We start from the raw sequence: 23,474 nt of genomic DNA, 5'->3' as shown, positions 1-23,474 counted from the left end.
GGCCTTTCTGCTGTCTCGGGCGAAATCGGCGGGGCGCCTGCGCGCGGTGATCGGCGAGATCTATCGTTTCTTTGTTGATGCGTCTTGGACGTCATCGGCGAGCAGTGGCGAGGATGAGGACAGTTCCGGGCCCGGCCCGGTCGGATCATCGGATCGTCGAAGGGATACGTGATGGCCACGGTTTCACCCGAGAGCGTCGGCGACAGCGACGAGCACGAACCCGCTTTCCACCCCTACCATCACCCCGCGGCCGGCTGGGGTGCGGCCAAGAGCGTGACCGGTTTCCTGGCCCGCGAGGGCGAGCTCATCATCGGGCCGCGCGCGATCCTGAAGATGAACCACGAGAACACCGGCTTCGACTGTCCCGGGTGCGCATGGCCCGACGACCTGAAGGGCCTGCATCTCGATATCTGCGAGAACGGCATCAAGCACGTCACCTGGGAGATGACCCACAAGCGCGTCGGGCGCGAATTCTTTGCGGCCCATACCGTCACGGAGCTGTCGACGTGGAGCGATTTCGACCTGGAGAACCAGGGTCGGCTGACGGAACCGATGAGCTATGACCCCGATACCGACCGCTACGTCCCCATCTCCTGGCCGGACGCGTTCGAGATGGCCGGGCGGGCGCTGCGGGAGCTGGACGATCCGAATCGGGCGGCCTTCTACACCTCCGGCCGGCTCGGCAACGAGGCCACGTTCCTGTATCAGCTGCTCGCGCGGGAGCTCGGCACCAACAATCTGCCGGACTGCTCGAACATGTGCCACGAAGCCAGTGGCCGCGCGTTGCAGGCCTCGCTCGGAACCGGTAAGGGCACAGTCGATCTGAAGGATTGGGAAGCGGCGGACGCCCTGTTCATCCTGGGGGTAAACGCGGCGTCGAACGCGCCGCGCATGCTGACGGCGCTGGTCGAGGCCCACAAGCGGGGCGCGCGGATCGTGCACATCAATCCGCTGGTCGAGGCCGCGGCGCGCAAGGCGATCATCCCGCACGAATTCCTCGCGATGGCCACTTTCCGGGCGACGCCGACCAGCAATCTGAACCTGCAGCCCCGCATCGGCGGTGATATGGCACTGCTCCGGGGAATGGCCAAAGCCGTTCTGGAGCAATCGAAGTCGGATCCGAAGGCGCTGGACCACGAATTCATCGACCGCTACACCAGCGGGTTCGACACCTATCGCGCGGTCTGCGAGGCCACCTCGTGGGCCGAGATCGAACAGCTGTCCGGAGTCAGTGAAGCGCGAATCCGCGCGGCGGTGGACATCTACCGTGCCGCCGACCGCACCATCGTCAGCTGGTGTCTGGGAGTCACGCAGCACGAGCACGGCGTCGACACGGTGCGCGAGATCGTGAACCTGCTGCTGCTCCGCGGCAATCTGGGTCGCGAGGGCGCGGGTCCGTCACCGGTGCGCGGGCACAGCAATGTGCAGGGCAATCGCACCTGCGGTATCGACCATCGGCCCACCGAGGCGTTCCTGGACCGACTCGGCCAGGTGTGCGGCATCGAGCCGCCGCGCGCGCACGGCCTGGACACGGTCGCCACCATCGAGGCGATGACGGCCGGGCGGGTGTCGGTGTTCGTCGGGATGGGCGGGAACTTCGCGCTCGCCGCGCCGGACACCGCTTACACCTTCGAGGCATTGCGCAACTGCGAGTTGACGATTCAGGTCAGCACCAAACTCAATCGCAGCCATCTGGTGCACGGACGCCGCGCGCTCATCCTCCCCTGCCTGGGCCGCACCGAAAAGGACATGCAGCGCAACGGGCTCCAGTCCACCTCGGTGGAGGACTCGATGAGCATGGTGCATCTGTCGACCGGCATGAAGAAGCCCGCGTCCACGCATCTGCTCTCCGAACCGGCGATCATCGCCGGGATCGCGCGGGCCGGGCTGCCCGGGAGCGGCACCCCCTGGCAGGACTACGTCGACGACTATGACCGCATCCGCGACACCATGGCCGCCGTCCTGGACGGATTCGAGGACTTCAACCGCCGGGTGCGGTTGCCGCTCGGGTTCCGGATCCGCCAGCCCGCACGCGAACTCGTCTTCCGCACGCCGTCGGGGCGCGCGGAGTTCTCCACGGCCCCGCTGCCGCAACCCGCACAGAACGCCGATGTGCTGACGCTGGCGACCATGCGCTCACACGACCAGTGGAACACCACCATCTATTCGGACAACGATCGCTACCGGGGCATCGAGAATCTGCGCACCCTGATCTTCATGAACACCGACGATATGCGCGAGCGTGGGCTCGGTGAGTTCGACGAGGTCGACATCACCAGCATCGCCCGGGACGGCAGCACGCGGAGGCTGAGCGGCTACAAGGTCATTCCCTATGACATTCCGCGGGGTTGCGCGGCCGGGTACATGCCGGAGATGAATGTGCTGTGCGCGATCGGCGACTACAGCACCCAGAGCGACCAGCCGATCATGAAGAACGTCAACGTACGGGTCGAGGCGTCGGGTCGCTGACCGGGCGTCGCGAATACAGAGCTGCTTTCGACACTCGGCTCACGGGAGAGGTCCGGGCGCGACGCTGCCCCGATCCTCGGCCGGGAGCTCGAGCTGCGACGACCCGGGAATCGTCTGCGGCCGGGTGGCGATCGCTACACAGATACCGACGCCCACCCCGAGGATGGTGTCCGTACCTCGGTCGAGCAGTAGCCGAACGGGGTCGGCGGGCGCGGCGAGGTCGGTCATCACCATGATCAGTGGGGTGAAGAAGCCCAGTGCGAGAGCGTAATTGCGGGCCATGAACAGTTCGGTGGGAAACAGCAGCAGCAAGACCAGCACGCCGAGCAGCGCCGCGGGCAGATGCGGCAGCAGCAGGACCGCGGTGGCGGCCAGGCCGACGAAAGTCCCCAGCACGCGGTGCATTCCGCGCAGGACGTGGCCGCGCGCGTCCTGGGCCGCCAGGGGCACCGCGGCGGCTGCCATCGCCCAATTGGCATGGGCCACACCCCACCCCACCCCGACCGCACCGGCGAGAGCGACCGCGAGCACATAGCGGCCGGCGTGACGCGCCGACTCCCCCAGCTCGAATGCCCGGGCTTCTGCGGCCGGCGCGACGGTGTCGGCGTGGAGCGTCCCGAGCACGACGCAGAGCACCGCGGTGGCGGCGAACAGCGACAGTCCCGGCAATGGTGCGGCCGCGCACGCGGGAATCGACGCCAGTGCGCCGAGTGCGAACAATCCGAAGAAGGGCCCGCCGGGCCGCAGTCCGGCGCGGTCGGCGAACAGCGAACCGGCAGCGGCGAATCCGGTTTCGACCGCGACCAGGAGCACCGGACGGGCGTGGATCGCCGCCAGCAGGACGCCGATCGCCGCGCCCGCACCGATCAGCACGGCCGCGAGCAGCTGGTGACGCAGCCGTGACCACCGGGTGCGGCCACGCCCGTACATGCCGACGAAGGAGCCGAAGACCGCGAACACCAGCAGATCCGTCCGGCCCGCCAGCACCAGCACGGTGCCCGGGATCGCCAGCCCGGACGCGACGCGCACCGCATGGTGGTGGTCGTCGCCGCGGGGACCGACCGCCAGCAGTTCACGAATCAGGTGCACAGCCGGTCTCCGATCGTCGTACGAGGAGCTCCGCATCGCCTGGCGGTGGCAATGGGAACGCCACCGGGCATAGGAATACGGCACGCCACCGACGGTGTGAGCCGGAGTTCGCGCGAGGTGGTGACGGACGAGCGGACCGGCACTCAGGATCCGCTGGTATTCGTCCGCGAACCCATTGTCGCCGATCATGAATTCGCAGTTCAAACGGCATTTCTTATCCCCCGATAAACAGCGCCGATCAACGCCGGTCGACCCGGCCCGGCGACCACCGCATCTCGCAACGACGGTGCACGGCCCGGCAATCAGCGCACGTCAGGGCCACCGCACTCCCTGCGGATCAGCCCACCCCACAACCACTGCAATCCCCGAGGATCAACTCGCTCCTGGACTACGCTGGGCGGTCTGTGGCTCGTGCTCGACGACATCGGGGCGCGCGGCGCGGGCGGTTTCGATCAGGGCTCGGGCCAGCGTAGAGACCGGTTCGGCCGACTGGATGACCAGCGCGATCATCGAGCCGACGGCAGGGTCTCGCAGGGGCACGACCCGGGCTCCGGCGGGTGGCGGTATGGTGCGCAGCCAGGTCGAGGGGATGACCGTGGCCCAGCGACCGGTGGCGACATGCGCGAAAAGGGTTGCGACCGAGTCGGTTTCGAGACGCGGGTGTGCGACCAGACTCCGGGTGGCAAGGGCGGCGTCGACCAGCTGACGGCCTCGCATTCCGGGATTCAGCAGGCACAGCGGCAATTCCACGATGTCGATCCAGTCGAGTGGACTGGTCCGCTCGGCGACCAGGTCGGTGCCGACGAGCAGCACCTGCTCTTCGCGATAGAGAGGCGTGACTGTCAGTCCGGAGGTGTCCTGCCCGTCGGGGTAGATGACGCCCGCGTCGAGTTCGAACCGGCGCAACCGATCGACGATGTCCGCGGAGGCCAGGCTGGTCTCGACGTGGACCCGTACCAGCGGATGCGCGGTGCAGAACGGGTCGGTGAGCAGCGCGATGGTCGCGGCGGACGCGGGTATCACACCCAGCCGCAACTCACCGGACAGACCGGTCCGCAGCGCGGTGACCTCCTGTTTGAGGGCGTCGTGGTCGGCCAGGATGCGACGCGCCCACAGCACCAGCCGCTGTCCCTCTGGCGTCAGCCCCTCGAAGGTGCGGCCGCGCTTCACGAGCGGCACCTTCAATTCGCTCTCCAGTTTGCGTATCGCCTCCGACAACGCCGGTTGCGAGACATAGCAGGCGGCCGCCGCCCGCGCGAAATGACGCTCCCGCGCGAGCGCGACGAAGTACTCGAGCTGGCGGAACAACATGGCCCTATTCGATCACGCCGATCCAGTCGTGCCTGGGCATCGACTCGGGATCCCCGCCGTCGCCGAGCTGCCTGCTCACGCCTGGTTCCTTGTCCGTTTCGGGGTCGTTGCGACAGAAGTGGGCGTGAGTTGGTTACTCTGCCTTGTCACGCCGTTACGGGTTTCGCTCGACTCACGTTCGATCGACCCGGGTTCGCTGGACCACGCGGCTGTTGCCCTACATCGATGACTCGAGATCGTTCGCTTCGGTTCGTGGAGGAGGTGGGGTAATGGAGGCCGGGGTCGGCGTGGATACCCGAGACGGGTTGGATGCGATCGAGCACGCGCGGGAAATGGCGGGGCGGCGGTTCCGGCTGGACGGGTACTACGAGGTCGGGCGCGAGAAGGTCTTGGAGTTCGCGGCGGCGGTTCAGGACGAGCATGCGGCGCATTGGGATGACGAGGTCGCGGCCGCGCTGGGGTATGCGGCATTGCCGGCTTCGCCGACATTCGTGGCGCTGCTGGGCGGCAGGCTGCTGCACGAGATGAGCGAGCTGCTGAGGGGTTACGACCTGCGGGCCTCGGTGCACACGGATCAGGTGCTGGAGTTCCATCGGCCGGTGCTGGTCGGGGATCGATTGACCAGCAATGTGGTGCTGCAGTCGTTTCGGCAGGCATTCGGCGGGGACATGCTGGTGTTCGAGAACGTCGTCACCGATCAGCTGGGCGAAGCGGTGGTCACAGGGACGACCAGCATGATCGCGCGGTCGGAACGGTCGGCGCAGAGCGTGGAGGTGACGCGGCGGATCGGGGCGCTGGTGCACCGCGGAGTGGACACGTTCGTGCGGCATTCGCCCGAACGGGTCGAGCTCGTCGACTGGATCCCCACGCCGGCCACGTACCACAGCACCCACTCACGGACGGTCGGCTCCCTTCGCGAATGCGATGAGTTGCCCAGTCGCACAGTCTTTCTCACCATCGGCGATCTGGTCCGCTACGCGGGGGTGGCGGGCGACCCGAACCCGATCCACTGGCACCCCGACGCCGCCCGCATGGTGGGTCTGGAACGTGGCGTGGTCGCGCACGGCATGCTCACCATGGCCTATGCCGGTGCCTTCGTCACGTCCTGGCTGGGTGATCCGGGCGCGCTGAAGCAGCTGAGTGTGCGCATGAGCAATCCGGTGTACGTGGGCAGCGAGGGGCCGACCGCGATCGAATTCACCGGCAAGGTCAAGTCGATCGATCCGGTGGCCGGCACCGCCGCGGTCACGATCTCCGCAATGCACGAGGGCCACAAGGTATTCGGCCGTGCCATCGCCGTGGTCCAGCTGAGCTGATCCGGCCCTGCCGACGCCACTTCACCCGAAGCGGACGAGGTGAGCATCTCACCAGCAACCGTAGGTTCGGCACGCGGTCATTCTTCGTTCCATGAGTGCGACCGCTGATCGCCGGGAGTTCGAACCGATGAATTTTCCCGTGATCGACCTGGGTTCCACCGTCATCGATCTCACCGCGACCAGCATCACGGCCGATATCACCTACTTGCCGCAGCCCTGGGGCTCGATGTACCGCGTTCACCGCTATCGAACAGTGAACGCGGGCGGTCACCTCCGGCAATCAGTGTGACCGCTGGGAGCGGATGAGGGCTCCTGGCCGGGCACCGGTGTCCTCGCCGTCGCGGAGCACGACCTCGCCGGAGACGATGGTCGCGCGATAACCTTCGGCGCGCTGCAGCAATCGGCGAGCACCACCCGGCAGGTCGTAGGCCATGGCGGGCGGCAGCAGGCGCAGCGCCTCGAAGTCGATCACATTGAGGTCGGCCTTCTTACCGACGGCGATGACGCCGCGGTCGTCCAGGCCGTACATCTGGGCGGTGTCGTAGGTCATCTTCCGGATCGCCAGGGGCAGCGGAATGCGTTCGCCCCGCGCACGATCGCGCGCCCAGTGGGTGAGCAGGTAGGTGGTGTTGGAAGCATCGCAGATCGCGCCGACGTGCGCGCCGCCGTCGCCGAGACCGACCGCGGTGGCCGGGTGCAAGAGCATCTCGCGGATCGGATCCTGCGTGAAGCGGGAGTAGTTGAGCAACGGGCGGTAGAACAGTGCCCGGCCGTCGCGGGAGAGCAGCTGGTCGTAGATGTAGTGGAACGGTTCGACACCCGCGTGGGCGGCGTCCGCGGCCAGGCTGGCTTCCGGGTCCGGTTCGTAGTCGGGCGGGTCGCCGAGGGTGAATGTGCGGTCGAGTCCCATGCTGATGAAGGCCATCGGATTGTCGGGGAGATCGGCCTCGGTCAGGATGGTCTCGCGCAGCGCGGGATCGCGGAGTTCGGCGACGAGGGCGTCCAGGTTCTGGCCCGCGCGCTCGGCCGCGGCCTGGTAGGAGGGCCGGAACGAGAACGGATTGAAGGTCTGCAGGCCGATCAGCAGGCCCAGTGGCCGCGCGGAAACCTGTGGGCGCACGGGGATTCCGGAGTCGAAGGCGGCGGCGGCCGCGTCCAGCAGGCGTTTCCAGTCGTCGGGTGCGCCGTCGTGCTGCAGGAGACCGAAACTCACTGTGCGGCCGGTCTGTTCGGCGAGGCGCAGCATCCAGGCCAGTTCGCGATCGGGGGCGGCGAGATCTTCGCCCATGATGCCGGCGGGGGCGAGTTCGAACACGCCCGCGCCCGCGTCGGCCAGCGCCTGGCCGATGCCGAACAGTTCCTCCTCGGCCGCGAAGGTGCCGGGCACGGGTTCGCCGTCGATGGCGCGGTGCACGATCGTGCGTGAGGTCGAAAAGCCCAGTGCCCCGGCCTCGATGCCCTCACGCACCAGTTTGGCCATCATGGCGATGTCCTCGGGCGAGGCCGGGTCGTTCTTCGCGCCCCGCTCCCCCATCACGTACGCGCGCACCGCGCCGTGCGGCACCTGCGTGCCGACGTCGATGGCCAGCGGCAGCCGGTCCAGCGCGTCGAGGAATTGCGGGAAGGACTGCCAGTCCCACCGGATTCCGGTCGACAGCGCCGCGCCCGGAATGTCCTCGACACCCTCCATCAGCCCGATCAGCCACTCCCGTTTCTCGGGCGTGACCGGGGCGAACCCGACTCCGCAGTTCCCCATCACCACGGTCGTCACGCCGTGCCAGCAGCTGGGGGTGAGCTGCGGGTCCCAGGTGATCTGCCCGTCGTAATGCGTGTGGATGTCCACGAAGCCCGGGGTGACCAGCAGCCCCGTCGCGTCGATCCGGTTCTGCGCCGCCGCGTTCGCGAGCGCGCCGGGCGCGGCGATCACCGCGATCCGTCCGTTCTCCACCGCGATGTCGGCCGGATACGGTTCCGCTCCGGTCCCGTCGACGATCGTGCCGTTGCCGATGATGAGTGAGTAGCTCACGAGAGGTCCTAGCAATCCAGATTCGCTAACACTGCACAGACTAACTAGACATGACGTCAGTGAAGCGGGAATCGGGAGAATCAGTTCTGATCAGCGTGTTCACGCGCGGGAAATTATGGTGGAGCCCATGAGAATTCGGCGGTGGCGGCGGGTTTATCTGGCCGCCGAGTACGCGGCGTTGTTCTTCGGCGGGACGACCCTGTACAACGCGGTACTGCGGGGGAAGCCGCCGATTCCGGCGCTGCTGGTGCTGGGGACCGGGGTGACGGTGTATCTGCGGCGGTCGAAGGGATTCGATCGCGGATCGCTGTGGCGGGCGGAGGCGTTCTCGGGGCAGGCGCGATCGATGGCGGTGACCGCCGGGGCGAACGCGGTGGCGCTGACCGCCGTGACCGCGGCACTGCGGCGGGAGGATCTGTTCGATCTGCCGCGGCGGAATCCGCTCATCTGGCTGGCGGTGATGGTGCTGTATCCCGCCCTGAGCGTGTATCCGCAAGAGTTGATCTTCCGATCGTTCCTGTTCCACCGCTACCAGCCGGTGTTCGGTGACGGGCGGGCCATGGTGGCGGCCAGTGCCGCGGCATTCGGCTACGTGCACATCGTGTTCGGAAGCTGGTTCTCGGTGGCGGCGAGCAGCGTCGGCGGGTGGTTGTTCGCCGCGCGGTACATGAGGACGCAGTCGCTGTTCACCGCCTCGGTCGAGCACGCGCTGTACGGGATGCTGGTGTTCTCGGTCGGACTGGGGCGGTACTTCTATCACGGCGCCGCCCCGGCCGCCCGAATTCAGTTGGGGGCCACCAGAACCGCCTGACGCGACGGCACGGACTGGGCGAAGACCGCTATGGTGACGATGAGCACGAAAGCCAGCAGTGCCGTGGTGGTGCGGGCGATGTGGAACAGCTCCCAGCGGTGCAGCAACTGGGCATAGTCGGCGGGGACCGGGCCGACCGCCCACTGCTTGATCTTGCCGTTGATGGGGACGTTGCCGAATCGCGTGATGACGAAGCTGGTCACCTCGAGACCGAACGAGGTGGCAGCCAAACGGCGCACGAGACCGCCGCTGTAGACGGCCAGCAGCAGTGACGTCAGCGCGGCCAGCGCCATGGCCGATTGCATGACGGGACCGTTGACCTTCATGAGGGCGGCGTGGAAGGTGAAGCGGACGTCCAGGGGGACGGTCTTGAATGCCTGGGCGACATTGATCAAGCCGTAACCGAATGCGCCGCACAGGTATCCGGTGGCGAGCAGAGCGGCTGCGGTGAGCAGGCGAGTGCGCATGGGCGAGCCTTTCGAGAGGTCAGTGGTGCGCAGATAGTTCATATTTCTGAACAGTTCTGATTTTTGAACCTGTATCCTGACTCTGTCAAGACAGCGGTTCGACATCGATCGGAGGGTTCGTGCCTCGTTCACCGCGAGCGGCGGACACCGCGGGCACACCGGTGAGCGCCGAGGAACAACGGCGGCTCGAGGCGCTGGCTCCGCTCATCGCCACGCATTTCCGCCGCGCCCACGGCGATATGCCCTCGACCCTGCGCACGTCCTTCGAGGCGGACGGGCTGGGCAATCGCCACGGTGCGGTCCTGGCCCAGGTGCTGGCCGCGGGCAGCATCAGCGTGAGCGATCTGGCCCGTCGCCTCGGCATCAGCCTCACCAACGCGAGTCAGCTTGCGGGAGAACTGAATCGGGCCGGCTGGCTGCGACGCCACAACGACCCGGACGACAATCGCCGCACTCTGCTGTCGCTCCCCGACGACCGCCGCGACGATGTGGCCACCTTCATCAACCGCCGCTCCGACGCCCTGCTGCGCGCCATGTCCCGGCTCGGCGCCGAGGAACGCCGAGGCTTCCTGGCCGGCCTGCAAGCCTGGGCCGAGGAAATCGACCGCTGACGCCTATCCTGCCTGTCGACCGCCTCGCATTCCGCTGGTAGGGGCCCCTGGCGACCGACCGGCATGGGCTGGTCGGGCAGACTAACCGGGTGGGAAACCTACCTGTGGCAGCGGTGGTCTGTGCGTTCATCGGTGCGATCTTGTTCGCGGTGTCGGCGGTGGCACAGCAGCGGGCCGCGGCGGATGTGCCCGAAGGGGATGCGCTGCTCGCCAAGTTGATCCGGAATCCGCGGTGGGTGGCGGGTTTGATCGGGGACGCGGGTGGTTTCGCGTTCCAGGTGGCGGCGCTGGCAATGGGCTCGGTGCTGGTAGTCCAGCCGATCCTGGTGACGGCGCTGGTGTTCGCGCTGCCACTGGCCGCGCACTACAGCGGCCGCCGGGTGACGGCGGTGATGTGGATGCAGGCGGCGGCGCTGTCGATCGCGCTGGCCTGCTTCCTGGTGGTCGGGGACCCGACCGAAGGGGTGACCGACGCGACCTGGCATCGATGGATGCTGCCGCTGGGGTTGACGCTGGGTGTGATCGTCGCGGGCATCGCGGTGGCAACCACGGTGAGCGTGCCGACCCTGCAAGCCCTGCTGCTGGGCACGGCCGCGGGTCTTCTGTTCGGCATCTCCGCCGCTCTCACCCAGATTGTCACCAAGCTTTTCCAGGTCGGAATCGGCACCGCACTGACCAGTTGGGAGCTCTACATCCTGGCCGCGTGCGGCATGCTCGGCCTGTACGTGCAACAGCGCGGCTATCAGGTCGGCCCACTGTCGGCCTCGCTGCCGGCCTTCACCGTGGCCGAACCGCTGGGCGCGGCCTTCCTCGGCATGACCGTCCTCGACGAGCGGCTGCGCTCCGGCCCCGTCGGCACCGCCTTCGTCGCCGCGTCGGTCGTCGTCATGTGCGTTGCGGCGGTGCGCCTTTCCCGCGCCCAGGCCGTCCCCGCCCCCGAACCCCGGACCGCCACCGACTGACCATCGCCCGCCACGCCCGAAATCCCCCGTTTTCCTGGCGATTTGCATTAACCACCCACCCATAGGCTAATGTTCTGTCCCGCAAGCCGATCGGCCCACAAGGCCGGGTGAGCACGCGGATGTAGCGCAGCTGGTAGCGCATCACCTTGCCAAGGTGAGGGTCGCGGGTTCGAATCCCGTCATCCGCTCCACGGGGGATTTTTCGGCGCGATTAGCTCAGCGGGAGAGCGCTTCCCTGACACGGAAGAGGTCACTGGTTCAATCCCAGTATCGCGCACCAACGTTCGACCAGATCGGGCCCGGTTATCGCCGGGCCGTTCTGCTGTTTCGATCGACTTGTGACCTGACACTCGGATCACCTGTTTCCACCCGCCCTATCGCCTACTATCACACGTAGTAGAGAAGCGGGGGTGAGTCATGAGCCTTGGTCGGGCAGGCATCGTCGGGGGCGGGATCGCGGGGCTGGGTGCGGCCATCGCGCTGCGTGCGGCGGGGTGGGAAGTCACCGTCTATGAGCAGGCGGAGCGATTCACCGAGGTCGGCGCGGGGATCATCCTGTCGGCCAATGCACTTCACGCTCTCGACATGCTCGGTGTCGGACGCGAGGTACGCACCCAGCTGATCTCCGATCGTCCTGGCACCGTTCGCAATCAGCGCGGGCGGGTCCTGATCAACGCGCGGATCGATGATTTCGTCGGCGGTGTCGTCGCGATGCGCAGGGCCGATCTGATCACGATGCTGGCGGCGGCGGTCCCGGCCGAATCCGTGCGCCTGGGTACGAAGGTCGTCGCCGTGGACGAGACCGGTCGAATCCGAACATCAAGCGACACTGCGCACTATGACATCGTGATCGCGGCCGATGGCGTTCACAGCCGGGTCCGCTCCGCGTTGTGGCCCCGCCTGGGACCGGTGCGGCGGACGGGCATCACAGCCTGGCGGTGGATCCTGGACCGCCCGGCGCCCGAGAACGTCGGGCTGGTGTGGGGTCGCCATGCCGAGTGCGGAGTCGTTCCCATGACCGGTGACCGCACCATGCTGTTCGCCGCGGCCCGCTCCCCGATCATGTCACTGGATCATTTCCTCGACTGGCCGGACCCGGTGCCGGCCATGATCGCAACCGCCGACCCGAACCGGATCGTCACCGGCGAACTGCTGGAAATCACTGTGCCGCACCAGCTCTGGAATGGCCGTGTCGCCCTGATCGGCGACGCCGGGCACGCCATGCGCCCAACCCTCGGGCAGGGTGCCTGCCTGGCCCTGGAGGATGCGGTGGTCGTGGCCGACTGCGCGCCGAACCTGGCGCGATACTCGGCTATCCGGCGCCGCCGCGTTGCCGCGATGAGTCTCGTCTCCCGCCACGGCATGCGACTGACCGCGCCCGGATCGACTTCCTCAGCGGCGCTTCGGGATGCGGTACTGGGTGCTGCGCCTGATTCGACCGCGGTCCAGCTCCTGCGCACGGCCAGCAGTCGCCTGCTCGGCACGTGGCGGCGGCCCGCCCAGTCCCCGGATATGGAACAGGCAACCTGATTCACCGGCGTTTCGAGGGTGGATCACACTCCGGATCGGTGCATGTAGCAGTTGGTTTCGATCACCGAACCGGGGTCCAGGCGTTCGGTCCAGCCGCCGGGTCCGACCACGTGAAGTGTGTCCGTCCACGGCGAGTACGGCTTGCCCTGAGCGTCATAGCCGGGGTACGGCACGTAACCCCAGTAGCAGGCGAGCCCGGCGGCCGGGGGCGAGAAGACCCACATGTCGGATGGGATGTCCACTCCTACCGACACGTGCCGGATCTGCTGCTGTGCAATCACGTTCGGGTCGCCGTTGCTCACATCGCCGGGAGCCGCAGCCGCTACACCCACTGCCATCGCGAACGCCGCCGCGCCGGCCGACCCCACCCCGAACACACGCTTCATCCCCGACCCATTCCTCTTGTCGAATGCCCGCCACCCCCGAGAACAAAGACGGCGGCGAACTCTAACAGGGACTTGGCATCTCGCAGTAGGGCATTGAATTGGTCATCGAATCCGTCATCGGTGGGATGATCCGTTCAATCGCGGTCGGCGGGACAACCCCGAACTACGAGCGGTACTGGACCAGACAGAATTCATGCTCCTCGGGATCAGCCATCACGAGGACCACACCCTCGTCATAATCGTGCCGCTCCCCCGTCCATCTTCCACCGAGCGCGACAACCTGGGCGATCCCCTGATCGATATCGTCCACCGCGACATCGAGATGCACGCGCACCTTGCCGTGCTTGGGCTCGGCTACCGGCTGGAAGACAATGCGAGGCTGCTGATCTCCGGGATCTCCGAGATAGACCCAGCCCGGTTCGGAGGGCCCTCGCGGCCGATCCAGCAGCGCACTCCAAAAGCCCGCCACCCGTTCGACGTCGACGCAGTCGATGGTCACCCCGACCCAGCGATCAACCATCACTTCAGTGTCCTGCAACGTCACCGCTGCCGCTGTCGGCGGGACCCCGTCGGCGTCGGTGCCGCCCCGTACGCCCGGGCGGCACCGTCAGCTGATTCGACCTATCGGCGCCAGAAGAAGTGGTGCGTCACGCCACTCGGGCTTGGGATCTGCTCCAGGTGGAAGCGGTCGGTGAGTTCGTCGGGGCTGGTCCACAGTCTTTCGCCGTGGCCGAATTCGACTGGCGCGACGGCGAAATGGAGGGTGTCGATGAGATCGGCGTCGAGGAACTGCCGGACCGTGGCCACTCCGCCACCGATGCGGACGTCCTTGCCCTCGGCGGCTTCCAGAGCCTGTTCCAGGGCGTCCTTCGGCGATGTGTTCAGGAAGTGGAATGTGGTGGCGCCCCGGGTGATCGACGGCCGTACGTGGTGGGTGAGGACGAATACCGGTGTGCGGAAGGGCGGTTCCTCTCCCCACCAGCCTTCCCATTCGTAGTTCTCCCACGGGCCGCGCTGGGGGCCGAATTTGTTGCGGCCCATGATTTCCGCGCCGATATTGCGGTGCCATTCCCGGGTGCAGTAGTCGTCGAAGCCGTAGCTGCCGCCGGGCTCGGTCCGGGTGGGCCCGTGGGCGGTGGCGCCGGACCAGGAGAACAGCGCGGTCGCGTCGGCATCGCCGAACGGGTGCGCGAGGCTCTGCCCCTCACCGGCACCGTATCCATCGCTGGAGAGATTGAAATTGTGAACCCGAACCATCTGCGCCATCGACAATCCCTTCTGGTTGCAATCTGCAATCAGTTCGGACTGTACCTAGACTGATCTCATGGTGCAACCAGTTGCTCATGACAAGCTGACGACGCCCCCGGGCAAGTCGGGCTGCCCGATCAATATGACGGTCGAGCTGCTCGGGGACCGGTGGAGTCTGATCGTCCTGCGCGACATCATGTTCAGCGGCGCCACCCACTTCCGCGAACTGCTCTCCGGATCCATCGAGGGCATCGCCTCGAACATCCTCGCGGCGCGGCTGTCGAAACTCGTCGACGCGGGCCTGCTCACCCGCGACGACGATCCGAGCCACCGGCAGAAGGTCGAATACCACCTCACCGAAGCGGCGATCCAGCTCGTGCCCGTCATGGCTCAACTCGGCGCCTGGGGTGCCCGATGGCTCGACACGACCCCGGAACTGACGGTGCGAGCCGAACTCCTCGCCGCCGGCGGCCCCGCCCTGTGGGAGCGATTCATGGCCGAACTGCGTGCCATCCACCTGCACGGCGCACCACGCCCGACTGACGGCGTCCTGTCGGAACTGACCGCCGCCTACGAAGCCGCAGTCCGCCGAGAACAGGAAGCCACCGGATAGCGGGTGCGGAGTTTCAGGAGTACAGCAGGAACTGCGTCACCCACCGCCGGCACCGCCGGGGTTCCTCGACCGGCAGCCTCTGACCTGCCGCGACAACAGACCCGGGCCGACGGCAACGCCGGCCCGGCGTCGGCCCGCACCGATCACGCGGCGCCGGCGGCGAGGCATCGGAATCGGTTGCGGGATACCAGATTCCGGCCTCGATCCCGCCAGGCGACAATGACCCCCGTTGGGGCGCACCGAGACCGTGCAACTCACCTGTTTCATCTGCGGAGCGGCGGCGATCGCGGCCGAATCTCGACGGCAGGTGTTGTGTGCGACGCACTCGTCAACCGCGCGAACGTGCTGGGCTCGATGCCCGCTGATGGCGTCGGCCGGGGCATCGGAAACCGTTGTCGAACGCTCGCCGGGTGATCCGTTTCCGGTGTTCGCCGTGGCTGCCGGGCGTTTGCCACCAGGCTATTGCCACAGCGATCTTGCCGGGGCAGGCTGAGGAGCGTCGGTGGCGTCACCGAGGCGCTGCCCCCGCTCAGAGGAGGTGGATCGAACGTGTTCGCACGCTCTAGCACGATTCAGGCGCAGCTGTCCTCTATTGATGCCGGGATTGCCTACATGCGCGATGAAGTGATGTCCGAATTGGCGGACATGCCCGGTTGGGTGGGCCTGTCGCTCATGGTCGACCGACGCTCCGGCCGGTGCATCGCCACGACCGCGTGGGAATCGGAAGAGGCCATGCGTGACAGTCAGGGTCGAGTTCGCCCGATTCGCGATCGCGCGGTCGAGATGTTCGGGGGCGGCGGCCCGCTGGTCGAGGAATGGGATATCGCCGTTCTGCATCGGGACCACCTCGCACAGGAGGGTGCCTGCGTGCGTGCGATCTGGACCCGGACCACTCCGAATCAGCTCGACTCGGCCATCAACGTCTACCGATCTGCTGCCTTGCCGGGTATGGAAGGGCTGGAAGGCTTCTGCAGTGCCAGTCTCATGGTCAACCGGGCAACCGGGACCGCTGTCTCGAGTGCCTCGTTCGACAGCGCCGAGGCCATGGCTCGCAACAGCATGGACGCCGCGGATCTCCGGGCATCCACGACCCAGCAGGCCGGCGTCGAAGTGACCGACGTCGGCGAGTTCGAACTGGCGCTCGCACACCTGCGCGTCCCCGAGTTGGTGGGTTAACCCGCACCGGGCGGCGCCGGTACTCCGGCGCCGCCCGTCCGAGCGGCCGGCGTCGAGGCCCATGGCAACGCGGAACATCGCTCACGGCGAGATGAGTGCTGCACATGCTGCCTTCCTCCACCGTCCGGCTCCTGGTCCCCGCATCACAGGACAACTGTCTCATCTGGTTCTCCCGCCTGCGACTCCGCTATTTCGGTTGGGGTGCAGGCGATTACGACGGCACCGGCCCAGGTACCGAAGAGTTTCGCCGCCGGATGTCCACGCTCGGTTGGGAATACGAAGCCGACGCCCCTCCCGCTCGCGGGCTCCGGCACGTGGACCGAGGGTCTCGATCAGGTTCTCGGCCTGCTCGAACGCATTGTCCAGCCGCTGAGGAGGACATCGATGTTGCCTGTCGTCTACTCGATGAGCGTGTCGCTGGATGGTTTCATCGCCGGACCGGGTGGTGACATCGGCTGGACCGCTCCTGACGCGGAGCAGATGCGATTTCACCTGGAGCAGACCCGTGATGTCGCCGCTCACCTGTGCGGACGCCGTCTGTATCAGGAGATGCTGGTGTGGGAGACGGCCGAGCAAACCATGTCCGACGAGGCGGACCTGGAGTTCGCCCGGATCTGGCGGCCGATTCCGAAGGTGGTCTTCTCGCGGACGCTGAATTCGGTGGCGGGCAACGCGCGGCTGGCCACCCAGGACATCGGCACCGAGGTCCGCCGCTTGCGGGACCGGCTGGGCGGCGGCGTGGTGGCCATCGGTGGGGCGGGGCTTGCCGCGGCGGCTATCTCCGAGGACCTGATCGACGAATACCACCAGTTCGTACGGCCGGTCATTCTCGGCAGCGGCACCCCGTACTTCCCGCCGCTGGACAAGCCCCTCGACCTGCGGCTGATCGAGTCACGGACAGTGAGCTCCCAGGTCGTCTACCTTCGCTACCAACGCGTGCGGTGAGTTCGGCGCTCGACGGGAACCGATTCGCCGATGCGTGACTCATCGTGGGGCTCAGCCGAATCGGGTGTCAGCGCAGGTTGCGGTCGAACAGGTCCAGCAGTTCGCGATAGTGCCGTTCATCGGCCTCGGCGTCGTAGGCGGACGTGTCGGCCTGGGTGTAGCCGTGCTGCGCGCCTTCATAGACCTCGGTGCGGTGGCGGATACCGACGGCATCGAGGGCCTTGTCGAACTGGGCAATGTGCTCCGGAGTCATGTGGTGATCCTCGCCGGCATGGGCGAAATACAGCTCCCCCGTGATGTTTCCGACGGTCAGGTGCGGACTTTCCGGGCCGTCGGTGACGAGCGGTCCGCCGTGGAATCCGGCGACCGCCGCGACCCTGTCGGGGAACATGGCGGCGATCACCACCGCCAGCCGCGCACCCATGCAGTAGCCGGTGAGACCGACCTTCCCCGGGGCGACCTGCGGCCACGCTGCCAGCCAGTCGAGGTAGGCGCCCGCGTCGGAACGCATTCGCTCCGGTGTCAGCTCACGGATCATCGGGAAGACCTGCTGGAAGATCTCCGGTCGCTCCGACGGGTCGATGAAGTCCGGCAGCTCGATCACCGGTGCGCGCCCGTGCCGGTAGAAGGCGTTGGGCAGCAGGACGGTGTAGCCGTGCGCGGCAATACGATCGGCCAGCGCCCGCAGGCTCGGCCGCAGCCCGAACCCGTCCTGGATCACCAGCACTCCCGGATGGGCCGCGCCATCGTCGGGACGGACGACGTACGCGTCCGCGACACCGTCCGGTGTCCGAATGTCGACCGACATCCCGTGCACAGCAGTCATCGTCGAATCCTCCTGTCGCGTCCCCCTTTCGAACGTACCTCATTCAAGATCGGCCGATTCGACTCGGCGGCGGGCAGACACGAATGACACGACGTGCACATCGACAACAAGCACCCCGTCCCCCGCCTCGCCGACAACTCATGATGTCGAACACCCGGTGATACAGCGGGGTACACGTGCCGATCCCGGCGCTGGTCGCCGTTCGATTTCGAGGCAGGGGAATCACCGCTCCGGGTCGAAGTGTTCATTCCTGGAGTGAATGCACCGAACTGCCGAGCACACACGGACGGGGAAACATGGCCGACCAACTGACGATCATGGCCGTACATGCTCATCCGGACGACGAAGTCCTCAGTACCGGTGGGGTTTTCGCGCGGTATGCCGCCGAAGGAATCCGGACGGTACTGGTGACCTGCACCAATGGTGAGCAGGGCGATGCGCCCGGCGGGATCAAGCCCGGCCTGCCGGGCCATGATGCGAATGCCGTACGGGCGCAACGACTCTCCGAACTTCAGGAGTCGGCCGCGCTGCTGGACATCCAGCACGTCGAACTGCTCGGCTACCGCGATTCGGGGATGGACGGCTGGGACGCCAACCACGACCCCGAGGCCTTCTGGAATATTCCGGTCGATCAGGCGGCCGCACGACTCGCGGACCTCATGCGGCACTACCGTCCCCAGGTGGTCGTCACCTATGACGAAAACGGCAACTACGGCCACCCCGACCACATCCAGGCCAACCGTGTCGCAGTGGCGGCAGCATCGGCAACCGATATCCCGGACAAGCTCTACTACACCGCGCTTCCACGCGAATCCTCCCGCGAAATGTTCGCGGATCTGCGGGCGAGAGGCCTGATCGACTTCGAGCCGCCGGACAACTTCGGCACGCCCGTGGATCAGATCACCACCGTCGTGGACGTGGCCCCCTATACCCGGCGCAAGATCAAGGCGCTCGAGGCCCACGTCAGCCAGAGTGACAGCGTGCCGTTCCTGCAGATGTCCGCCGAACTACAGCACTCGATCTTCGCCACCGAATCCTTCGTCCGCCACTTCAACCGCGTCGCCGCACCCACCCAGGAAACCGACCTCTTCGCCGGCCTCCGCTGACCGGCGTAGCCCCTGTTCCGCACAGTCACGGCGGTTGTTCCGGCCGTCGTGACTTCGTGGACTCGGCAACGTATGCAGACGCTGCGTACCCGCCTCACATCATCGCGTCTTTTACGCATCGGCCCGCTGCAAGTAATCTTGATACAGGGGAACGCACGCTGCCGCAGGGCCGGAGGACAACCTTCGGTCGCAATGCGGGGCAAGCAATTCGATAGCGATCTTCAAGGCTGCACCCGTAGATTTCGAGGGGATCGAGAGGGTGAGAGGCTATGGCGCTCCGCATATCCGGTCGCGCGATCACCAGCGACATGACGCCCGAGACCGCGCATCTGATGTTCGGCCCAGGCGGTGGCACGTGGGTGTTGAGCTGGCTGCCGGGGTGGGATCTGACCCGGGAGCAGGCCATCGACGGGATGGCGCTGGACGAGATCCTGAGCGACCCCGCCCCCGCTGACCGGGACTTCGCGTTGGAGATGGCCGCGCTGCGGGCCGAATCGCTCGGCCTGCGGCTCGAGGATGTCGTGGTGCGGTTGTTCGCGCGAATCGCCGAACGGGATCGGCAGCACCAAACAGGAACGGACGGGGCGGACGGTCCGCCGGGGAGCTCCGAGGGACCGTGCCGCACCCGCCGCCTCCAGGCGATCCACCCCGGTGCGCTCCGGCGACACACCGAGCCCGCGCCAGGCGGGGAGCGGCCGACCGCACACATCGTGGATTCACGGCGGCGAGCCGCCCATGCGATTGTGCGGCGAGCCGCGATTGTGCGGCGAGCCGCGATTGTGCGGCGAGCCGCGATCGGGCGGCGAGCCGCCCGTCCGATGCCCGGGAGTCGCACACCATTGGGGGATTTCTCCCTAATCAGCCCCGATGGTGGGCCGTTGAGCAGATGTCGGTGATCGATTTTCGGCGGGCATCGGGCAAACTCGGAGGCGCAAACCGCACACGATCTCTTGGGAGTGATTGAATGCGCAAGATCCTGCCTTCCGCCCTGCTGGCCGCCAGCGCCGTGGGCGCCCTGCTGGTGCTGCCCGCCGGCACCGCCAACGCCCTGACCCCGGCCTGCCAGGCCGCCAACGACATCCTCGCCAGCTACGGTTCGCTCGGCCCGAGCCCGCAGCAGAAGCAGGAGGCCGCCGACCGCCTGCACGCCATCGACGCCGGCGGCCAGGAGCGGTGGGCGATCGACAACTACGCCGACGCGCTGGCCAAGGGCGACGTCGCGCTGGTCGGTAACAACGCCGCGATCCTGAACGGCGTCTGCCAGACGGGCCAGTAGTTCTTTCTGCTCCGCAGCACACTTCGGGCCGGGACACCTAGCGCGTCCCGGCCCGAAGTGTGATTCCACGCGTTCCCGAAGACGGTGCCCGGCAGATCGTTCCGAGCTGGATCCGCCAGTTCTTCATCGCCGCCGAACGTCCCGCGGCCTGCGATGCGTCGCCGACCCGGCAGGGCTTCGACCCGTCAGTTGACCAGGCGCGCGTGGTCTCCCCAATACCGTTCGCGCAGGTCGCGTTTCAGGATCTTTCCGGCTCCCGACACCGGCATGGCGTCGACGATCTCGACGCTGCGCGGGGCCTTGTAGCCGGCGATGAGCTGTCGGGTGTGATCGCGGATCTCGGCCGGGGTCACCGAATGGCCGGGCTTGCAGACGATGACCGCGTGGACGCGTTCACCCCATTCGTCGTCGGGGATGCCGATGACGGCGACCGCGGCCACGGCGGGGTGCGCGGCGACGGCGTTCTCCACCTCGGCGGAGTAGACGTTCTCACCGCCGGACACGATCATGTCCTTCAACCGGTCGACGATGTGGAGGAAGCCCTCGGCATCGAGGTAGCCGCCGTCGCCGGTGTGCAGCCAGCCCGCGCGGAGCGCGGCGGCGGTCTCGTCGGGCTTGTTCCAGTAGCCGAGCATGACGTGGCCGCCGCGGGTCACCACCTCGCCGACCGCACCCGCCGGCACATCCTGCCCGTCGCCGTCGACAATGCGGATTTCGCTGTGCGGCACCGCCTTTCCCGCCGAACGCAACCGGCCGGCCCGATGCTCGCCGGGGCCGAGCAGGGTGATGATGGGCGAGGCCTCGGTCTGGCCGTAGGCCTGGGCGAATCCGGCGCGGGGGAACAGCCGCATGGCCCGCTCCAGCACCGCCTCCGAAATCGGGGACGCGCCGTACATGAGGTGCTCGACGCTGGACAGGTCGAATTCGGCCGCCTGTGGGTGATCGGCCAGCAGCTGGATCATGACCGGCACCAGCACGCTGGAGGTGACCCGGTGCTGCCGAATGGAACTCAGCACGGCCACGGGGTCGAAGGCCGGAACCGTCACGTGGGTGCCACCGACGATGAGCACACCCAGCCAACCGGCCAGGTCCGCCAGGTGGAACATGGGAGCGGCATGCAGGAACACCGTGTCCTGGGACATCAGGTAGCCGGTGGCGACGCCGCCGAGCGCGGAGGTCATCAGATTCGCGTGGCTGAGCATGACGCCCTTGGGGAATCCGGTGGTGCCACCGGTGTAGAAGATTCCGGCCAGCGCGTCACCGCCGCGGCGGGCGTCGGCGATGGGCTCGGCCGCGGCCATCAGCGTCTCGTAGGACTCCATGCCCTCGGGCGTCGCACCGTCACCGCAGTGGATCACCGTGGCCAGTCCGTCGTACCGCTCCCGCAGTGCGGGCACCAGGGCCGCGAAGGCGTCGTCCACCAGAAGGACGCGGCTGTCGGAATCGGCCAGGCTGTAGGCGATTTCGGCGGCGCTCCAGCGGATATTGACGGGGTTGAGCACCGCGTCGGCCCAGGGCACCGCGAGCAGGTACTCATGGTACCGGTCCGAGTTCAGCGACAGCATGGCCACCCGGTCCCCCGGCGCGACCCCCAGCCCGCGCAGGGCGCCGGCCAGCCGGGACACGCGATCCAGCACCTCCTGATTGGTGCGGGTCCGCTCGCCGCAGATGGTCATGACACCGTCGGGCCGCTGCTGGGCGGCGCGGTGCAGCCCCTGGGTCAGGTACATCGGGTAACCCTTCGTCGAACAACTGTGGTCGGTGTCACGAGTATTCGCGGGCAGTGTGACGTGCGCCATGGAGATGGGGTTCAATTCGAGGTCGCCCGATTGTTGATTTCTCCAAGACACCGGTCGTAGGGTCTGGACACCATGGGTTCGAGTCGCGCGAGCGCGAAACAGCGGATGATCACCGGGGTCCTGGACCGGGTCCCCGAGACGTCCGAGCGTGTGGTCGACCGGGCCCGCGCCGAGATGCCCGACTACGCCCGCCTGTCCGCGACGACCGTGGTACGCAGCACCGAATACATCCTGGAGCGGCTGACCCGGGCCCTGCTCGAATCCCGCCCGCTCCTCGCCGACGACCTGGACGCCATTCGGGATTTCGGTGAAACCCGTGCCCGCCAGGGCATTTCACTGGCCGACGTGCAGAACGGCTGGCGCATCGCGGTGCGCGAGATCCTGGCCGAGCTGACCGCGGCCGCCCATGCCGGCAAGGTTCCCGACCGCGTGCTGCTGGGGGCCATCACCGACCTCCTCGACCTCGTCGACCAGGCCTCCATCGCCTTCAGCGCCGCCCATCGCGAGGTCGAGATCGCGCTCGCCCGCCATGACGAGCAGTTCCGCGCCGAGGTCACCCGCGCCCTGCTGCTGGGCACGATCGGCCCGGCGGAGCTGCAGATTCGCGCCCAGCAGCTCGGTCTCGACGTCGACGGCGAGTACCGCGCGTACCGGGCCCGCCCGGACTCGGGACCGACAATGCCTGCCCTGCAAGGGATCTCGACCGCGCGCGGGTATGTCACCACGGTGGACGGCGATCTCGCGGGCTTTGTGGAAAACTCCAGCAGGCTCGAGGGGTCTCGCCTGATCGCCTACGGCCCCGCCACGCGGATCGCGGACCTGGATCGCTCCTTCCGCCTGGCCACCCGGGTCCTCGCCACCGCCCAGCTGTTCGACCTCACCGGCCCGCTGGACCTCGATCGCGTCGGGCTGCTGCCCGCTATCGCCGCCGACACCGAGCTGGGCGCCGAACTCGTGCGCCGCTACCTCGACCCGCTCGGCTCCGGCGAGGCCGCCCGCACCCTGATCGACACCGCCGAGAGCTTCCTCGACACCGGCATGCGGGTCGACGCCACCGCCGAGCGACTCATCGTGCACCCCAACACCGTTCGCTATCGCCTGTCCCGTTTCGAGGAACTCGCCGCGACCGATCTGCGCGGCGCGGGCACCGCGCTACAGGTCTGGTGGGCGATCCAGCACCGCCGCGCCACCGGTCACGACTGAGCCCGCCACCGGGGTGCGGAACCCATCGGGCCCGCCGCAGCGGCGGCTCCCGCGGTGCCGGGATACTGCGGTGCCGGGATATCGGTGCCGGCGTCGAGACCACCGCACCGGGCGGGTTGGGTGCGCAGGTGCCGGCCCCATGGCATGGTGAGGCGCGCCGGGAGCGGCGCAGCCTGCCGCACCAATTTCCCGGCCGCGCTTCTGGTTCGCGGCGATGGCCGCGGACCCGGGACTGGAATCCGGCGGGCGAGCGTGGGTATAGTTGGCACACGCAAGTAGTTGCACGTGCTAAGTAAGTGTGAGA

The 23,474-nt window shown here is 67.4% G+C and carries 23 protein-coding genes and 2 tRNA genes; 16 read left to right on the top strand and 9 right to left on the bottom strand.

What is annotated here, in order from left to right; all coding sequences use genetic code 11:
* Window positions 1–171: 171 nt before the first annotated feature.
* Window positions 172–2,469, top strand: a complete 2,298-nt coding sequence (locus tag ACQP1O_RS13380; protein WP_433566126.1) for an FdhF/YdeP family oxidoreductase — start codon at window positions 172–174, stop codon at window positions 2,467–2,469.
* A gap of 39 nt (window positions 2,470–2,508) precedes the next feature.
* Here the strand turns inward: ACQP1O_RS13380 and ACQP1O_RS13375 are convergent, their stop codons facing one another.
* Together ACQP1O_RS13375 and ACQP1O_RS13370 are read right to left on the bottom strand one after the other, a co-directional pair.
* The gene (locus ACQP1O_RS13375) at window positions 2,509–3,558 is read right to left on the bottom strand and encodes an FUSC family protein (protein ID WP_433566125.1); all 1,050 of its coding nucleotides are present in this window, start codon (window positions 3,556–3,558) and stop codon (window positions 2,509–2,511) included.
* A gap of 372 nt (window positions 3,559–3,930) precedes the next feature.
* Window positions 3,931–4,869 (bottom strand): LysR family transcriptional regulator, encoded by a 939-nt coding sequence (locus tag ACQP1O_RS13370; protein ID WP_433566124.1) that lies wholly within the window; start codon window positions 4,867–4,869, stop codon window positions 3,931–3,933.
* 269 nt (window positions 4,870–5,138) lie between these two features.
* On the opposite strand from ACQP1O_RS13370, the gene ACQP1O_RS13365 reads away from it, so the two are divergent.
* On the top strand, window positions 5,139–6,185 hold the full coding sequence (locus tag ACQP1O_RS13365) for a fused (3R)-hydroxyacyl-ACP dehydratase subunits HadA/HadB (protein WP_433566123.1): 1,047 nt from the start codon (window positions 5,139–5,141) through the stop codon (window positions 6,183–6,185).
* 91 nt (window positions 6,186–6,276) lie between these two features.
* Window positions 6,277–6,474 carry a hypothetical protein gene (locus ACQP1O_RS13360; RefSeq protein ID WP_433566122.1) on the top strand — a complete coding sequence of 66 codons (198 nt, stop codon included), beginning with the start codon at window positions 6,277–6,279 and terminating at the stop codon, window positions 6,472–6,474.
* Here the strand turns inward: ACQP1O_RS13360 and ACQP1O_RS13355 are convergent.
* The gene (locus ACQP1O_RS13355) at window positions 6,466–8,211 is read right to left on the bottom strand and encodes an N-acyl-D-amino-acid deacylase family protein (RefSeq protein ID WP_433566121.1); all 1,746 of its coding nucleotides are present in this window, start codon (window positions 8,209–8,211) and stop codon (window positions 6,466–6,468) included. The genes ACQP1O_RS13360 and ACQP1O_RS13355 overlap by 9 nt on opposite strands.
* Window positions 8,212–8,338: 127 nt before the next feature.
* Between ACQP1O_RS13355 and ACQP1O_RS13350 the strand changes: the two genes are divergently transcribed.
* Window positions 8,339–9,022 (top strand): CPBP family intramembrane glutamic endopeptidase, encoded by a 684-nt coding sequence (locus tag ACQP1O_RS13350; RefSeq protein ID WP_433566120.1) that lies wholly within the window; start codon window positions 8,339–8,341, stop codon window positions 9,020–9,022.
* Here ACQP1O_RS13350 and ACQP1O_RS13345 read toward each other — a convergent pair.
* Window positions 8,995–9,489 carry a DUF1772 domain-containing protein gene (locus tag ACQP1O_RS13345; protein ID WP_433566119.1) on the bottom strand — a complete coding sequence of 165 codons (495 nt, stop codon included), beginning with the start codon at window positions 9,487–9,489 and terminating at the stop codon, window positions 8,995–8,997. The two genes, ACQP1O_RS13350 and ACQP1O_RS13345, sit on opposite strands and share 28 nt — an antisense overlap.
* Window positions 9,490–9,608: 119 nt before the next feature.
* Here ACQP1O_RS13345 and ACQP1O_RS13340 point away from each other — a divergent pair, with 119 nt between their 5' ends.
* From ACQP1O_RS13340 to ACQP1O_RS13320, 5 genes are all read left to right on the top strand, one after another.
* Window positions 9,609–10,100 (top strand): MarR family winged helix-turn-helix transcriptional regulator, encoded by a 492-nt coding sequence (locus ACQP1O_RS13340; RefSeq protein ID WP_433566118.1) that lies wholly within the window; start codon window positions 9,609–9,611, stop codon window positions 10,098–10,100.
* Between the two features lie 89 nt (window positions 10,101–10,189).
* Window positions 10,190–11,062: a DMT family transporter gene (locus ACQP1O_RS13335; RefSeq protein WP_433566117.1), complete on the top strand. Its 873-nt coding sequence runs from the start codon at window positions 10,190–10,192 to the stop codon at window positions 11,060–11,062.
* Between the two features lie 115 nt (window positions 11,063–11,177).
* A tRNA-Gly gene (locus tag ACQP1O_RS13330) sits at window positions 11,178–11,253 on the top strand.
* 14 nt (window positions 11,254–11,267) lie between these two features.
* A tRNA-Val gene (locus ACQP1O_RS13325) sits at window positions 11,268–11,342 on the top strand.
* Between the two features lie 137 nt (window positions 11,343–11,479).
* The gene (locus ACQP1O_RS13320) at window positions 11,480–12,592 is read left to right on the top strand and encodes an FAD-dependent monooxygenase (RefSeq protein ID WP_433566116.1); all 1,113 of its coding nucleotides are present in this window, start codon (window positions 11,480–11,482) and stop codon (window positions 12,590–12,592) included.
* Window positions 12,593–12,615: 23 nt separating this feature from the next.
* Here the strand turns inward: ACQP1O_RS13320 and ACQP1O_RS13315 are convergent, their stop codons facing one another.
* The 3 genes from ACQP1O_RS13315 to ACQP1O_RS13305 all read right to left on the bottom strand — a co-directional run bounded on the left by ACQP1O_RS13315 (window position 12,616) and on the right by ACQP1O_RS13305 (window position 14,244).
* A complete protein-coding gene (locus tag ACQP1O_RS13315; protein WP_433566115.1) occupies window positions 12,616–12,978 on the bottom strand; it encodes a hypothetical protein in 363 nt (120 codons plus the stop codon).
* Between the two features lie 163 nt (window positions 12,979–13,141).
* A complete protein-coding gene (locus ACQP1O_RS13310; protein ID WP_433566114.1) occupies window positions 13,142–13,522 on the bottom strand; it encodes a VOC family protein in 381 nt (126 codons plus the stop codon).
* 77 nt (window positions 13,523–13,599) lie between these two features.
* On the bottom strand, window positions 13,600–14,244 hold the full coding sequence (locus ACQP1O_RS13305) for a dihydrofolate reductase family protein (protein ID WP_433566113.1): 645 nt from the start codon (window positions 14,242–14,244) through the stop codon (window positions 13,600–13,602).
* Between the two features lie 58 nt (window positions 14,245–14,302).
* Between ACQP1O_RS13305 and ACQP1O_RS13300 the strand changes: the two genes are divergently transcribed.
* The 3 genes from ACQP1O_RS13300 (at window position 14,303) to ACQP1O_RS13290 (ending at window position 16,960) form a co-directional block, all read left to right on the top strand.
* A complete protein-coding gene (locus ACQP1O_RS13300) occupies window positions 14,303–14,839 on the top strand; it encodes a winged helix-turn-helix transcriptional regulator (RefSeq protein WP_433566112.1) in 537 nt (178 codons plus the stop codon).
* A 549-nt stretch (window positions 14,840–15,388) separates the two neighbouring features.
* Window positions 15,389–16,015 carry a hypothetical protein gene (locus tag ACQP1O_RS13295; RefSeq protein WP_433566111.1) on the top strand — a complete coding sequence of 209 codons (627 nt, stop codon included), beginning with the start codon at window positions 15,389–15,391 and terminating at the stop codon, window positions 16,013–16,015.
* 384 nt (window positions 16,016–16,399) lie between these two features.
* The gene (locus tag ACQP1O_RS13290; protein WP_433566110.1) at window positions 16,400–16,960 is read left to right on the top strand and encodes a dihydrofolate reductase family protein; all 561 of its coding nucleotides are present in this window, start codon (window positions 16,400–16,402) and stop codon (window positions 16,958–16,960) included.
* A 67-nt stretch (window positions 16,961–17,027) separates the two neighbouring features.
* Here the strand turns inward: ACQP1O_RS13290 and ACQP1O_RS13285 are convergent, their stop codons facing one another.
* Window positions 17,028–17,786: a dienelactone hydrolase family protein gene (locus ACQP1O_RS13285; protein ID WP_433566109.1), complete on the bottom strand. Its 759-nt coding sequence runs from the start codon at window positions 17,784–17,786 to the stop codon at window positions 17,028–17,030.
* A 296-nt stretch (window positions 17,787–18,082) separates the two neighbouring features.
* Here ACQP1O_RS13285 and ACQP1O_RS13280 point away from each other — a divergent pair, with 296 nt between their 5' ends.
* The 3 genes from ACQP1O_RS13280 (at window position 18,083) to ACQP1O_RS13270 (ending at window position 20,168) form a co-directional block, all read left to right on the top strand.
* Window positions 18,083–18,892, top strand: coding sequence for a PIG-L family deacetylase (locus tag ACQP1O_RS13280; protein ID WP_433566108.1), 810 nt, complete (start codon window positions 18,083–18,085; stop codon window positions 18,890–18,892).
* A gap of 269 nt (window positions 18,893–19,161) precedes the next feature.
* Window positions 19,162–19,788, top strand: a complete 627-nt coding sequence (locus ACQP1O_RS13275; protein ID WP_433566107.1) for a hypothetical protein — start codon at window positions 19,162–19,164, stop codon at window positions 19,786–19,788.
* A gap of 68 nt (window positions 19,789–19,856) precedes the next feature.
* Complete coding sequence (locus ACQP1O_RS13270) at window positions 19,857–20,168, top strand: hypothetical protein (protein WP_354836769.1); 312 nt, start codon at window positions 19,857–19,859, stop codon at window positions 20,166–20,168.
* A gap of 185 nt (window positions 20,169–20,353) precedes the next feature.
* Here the strand turns inward: ACQP1O_RS13270 and ACQP1O_RS13265 are convergent, their stop codons facing one another.
* Window positions 20,354–21,898, bottom strand: coding sequence for an acyl-CoA synthetase (locus ACQP1O_RS13265; protein WP_433566106.1), 1,545 nt, complete (start codon window positions 21,896–21,898; stop codon window positions 20,354–20,356).
* A gap of 141 nt (window positions 21,899–22,039) precedes the next feature.
* Here ACQP1O_RS13265 and ACQP1O_RS13260 point away from each other — a divergent pair, with 141 nt between their 5' ends.
* Window positions 22,040–23,170, top strand: coding sequence for a PucR family transcriptional regulator (locus ACQP1O_RS13260; protein WP_433566105.1), 1,131 nt, complete (start codon window positions 22,040–22,042; stop codon window positions 23,168–23,170).
* The last annotated feature ends 304 nt before the right edge of the window (window positions 23,171–23,474 follow it).

It is taken from the genome of Nocardia sp. CA-151230, assembly GCF_050942175.1.
GTDB lineage: Bacteria > Actinomycetota > Actinomycetes > Mycobacteriales > Mycobacteriaceae > Nocardia.
The sequence above is the reverse complement of the archived record's forward strand: the minus strand, read 5'-3'. Positions and strand labels throughout refer to the sequence as shown.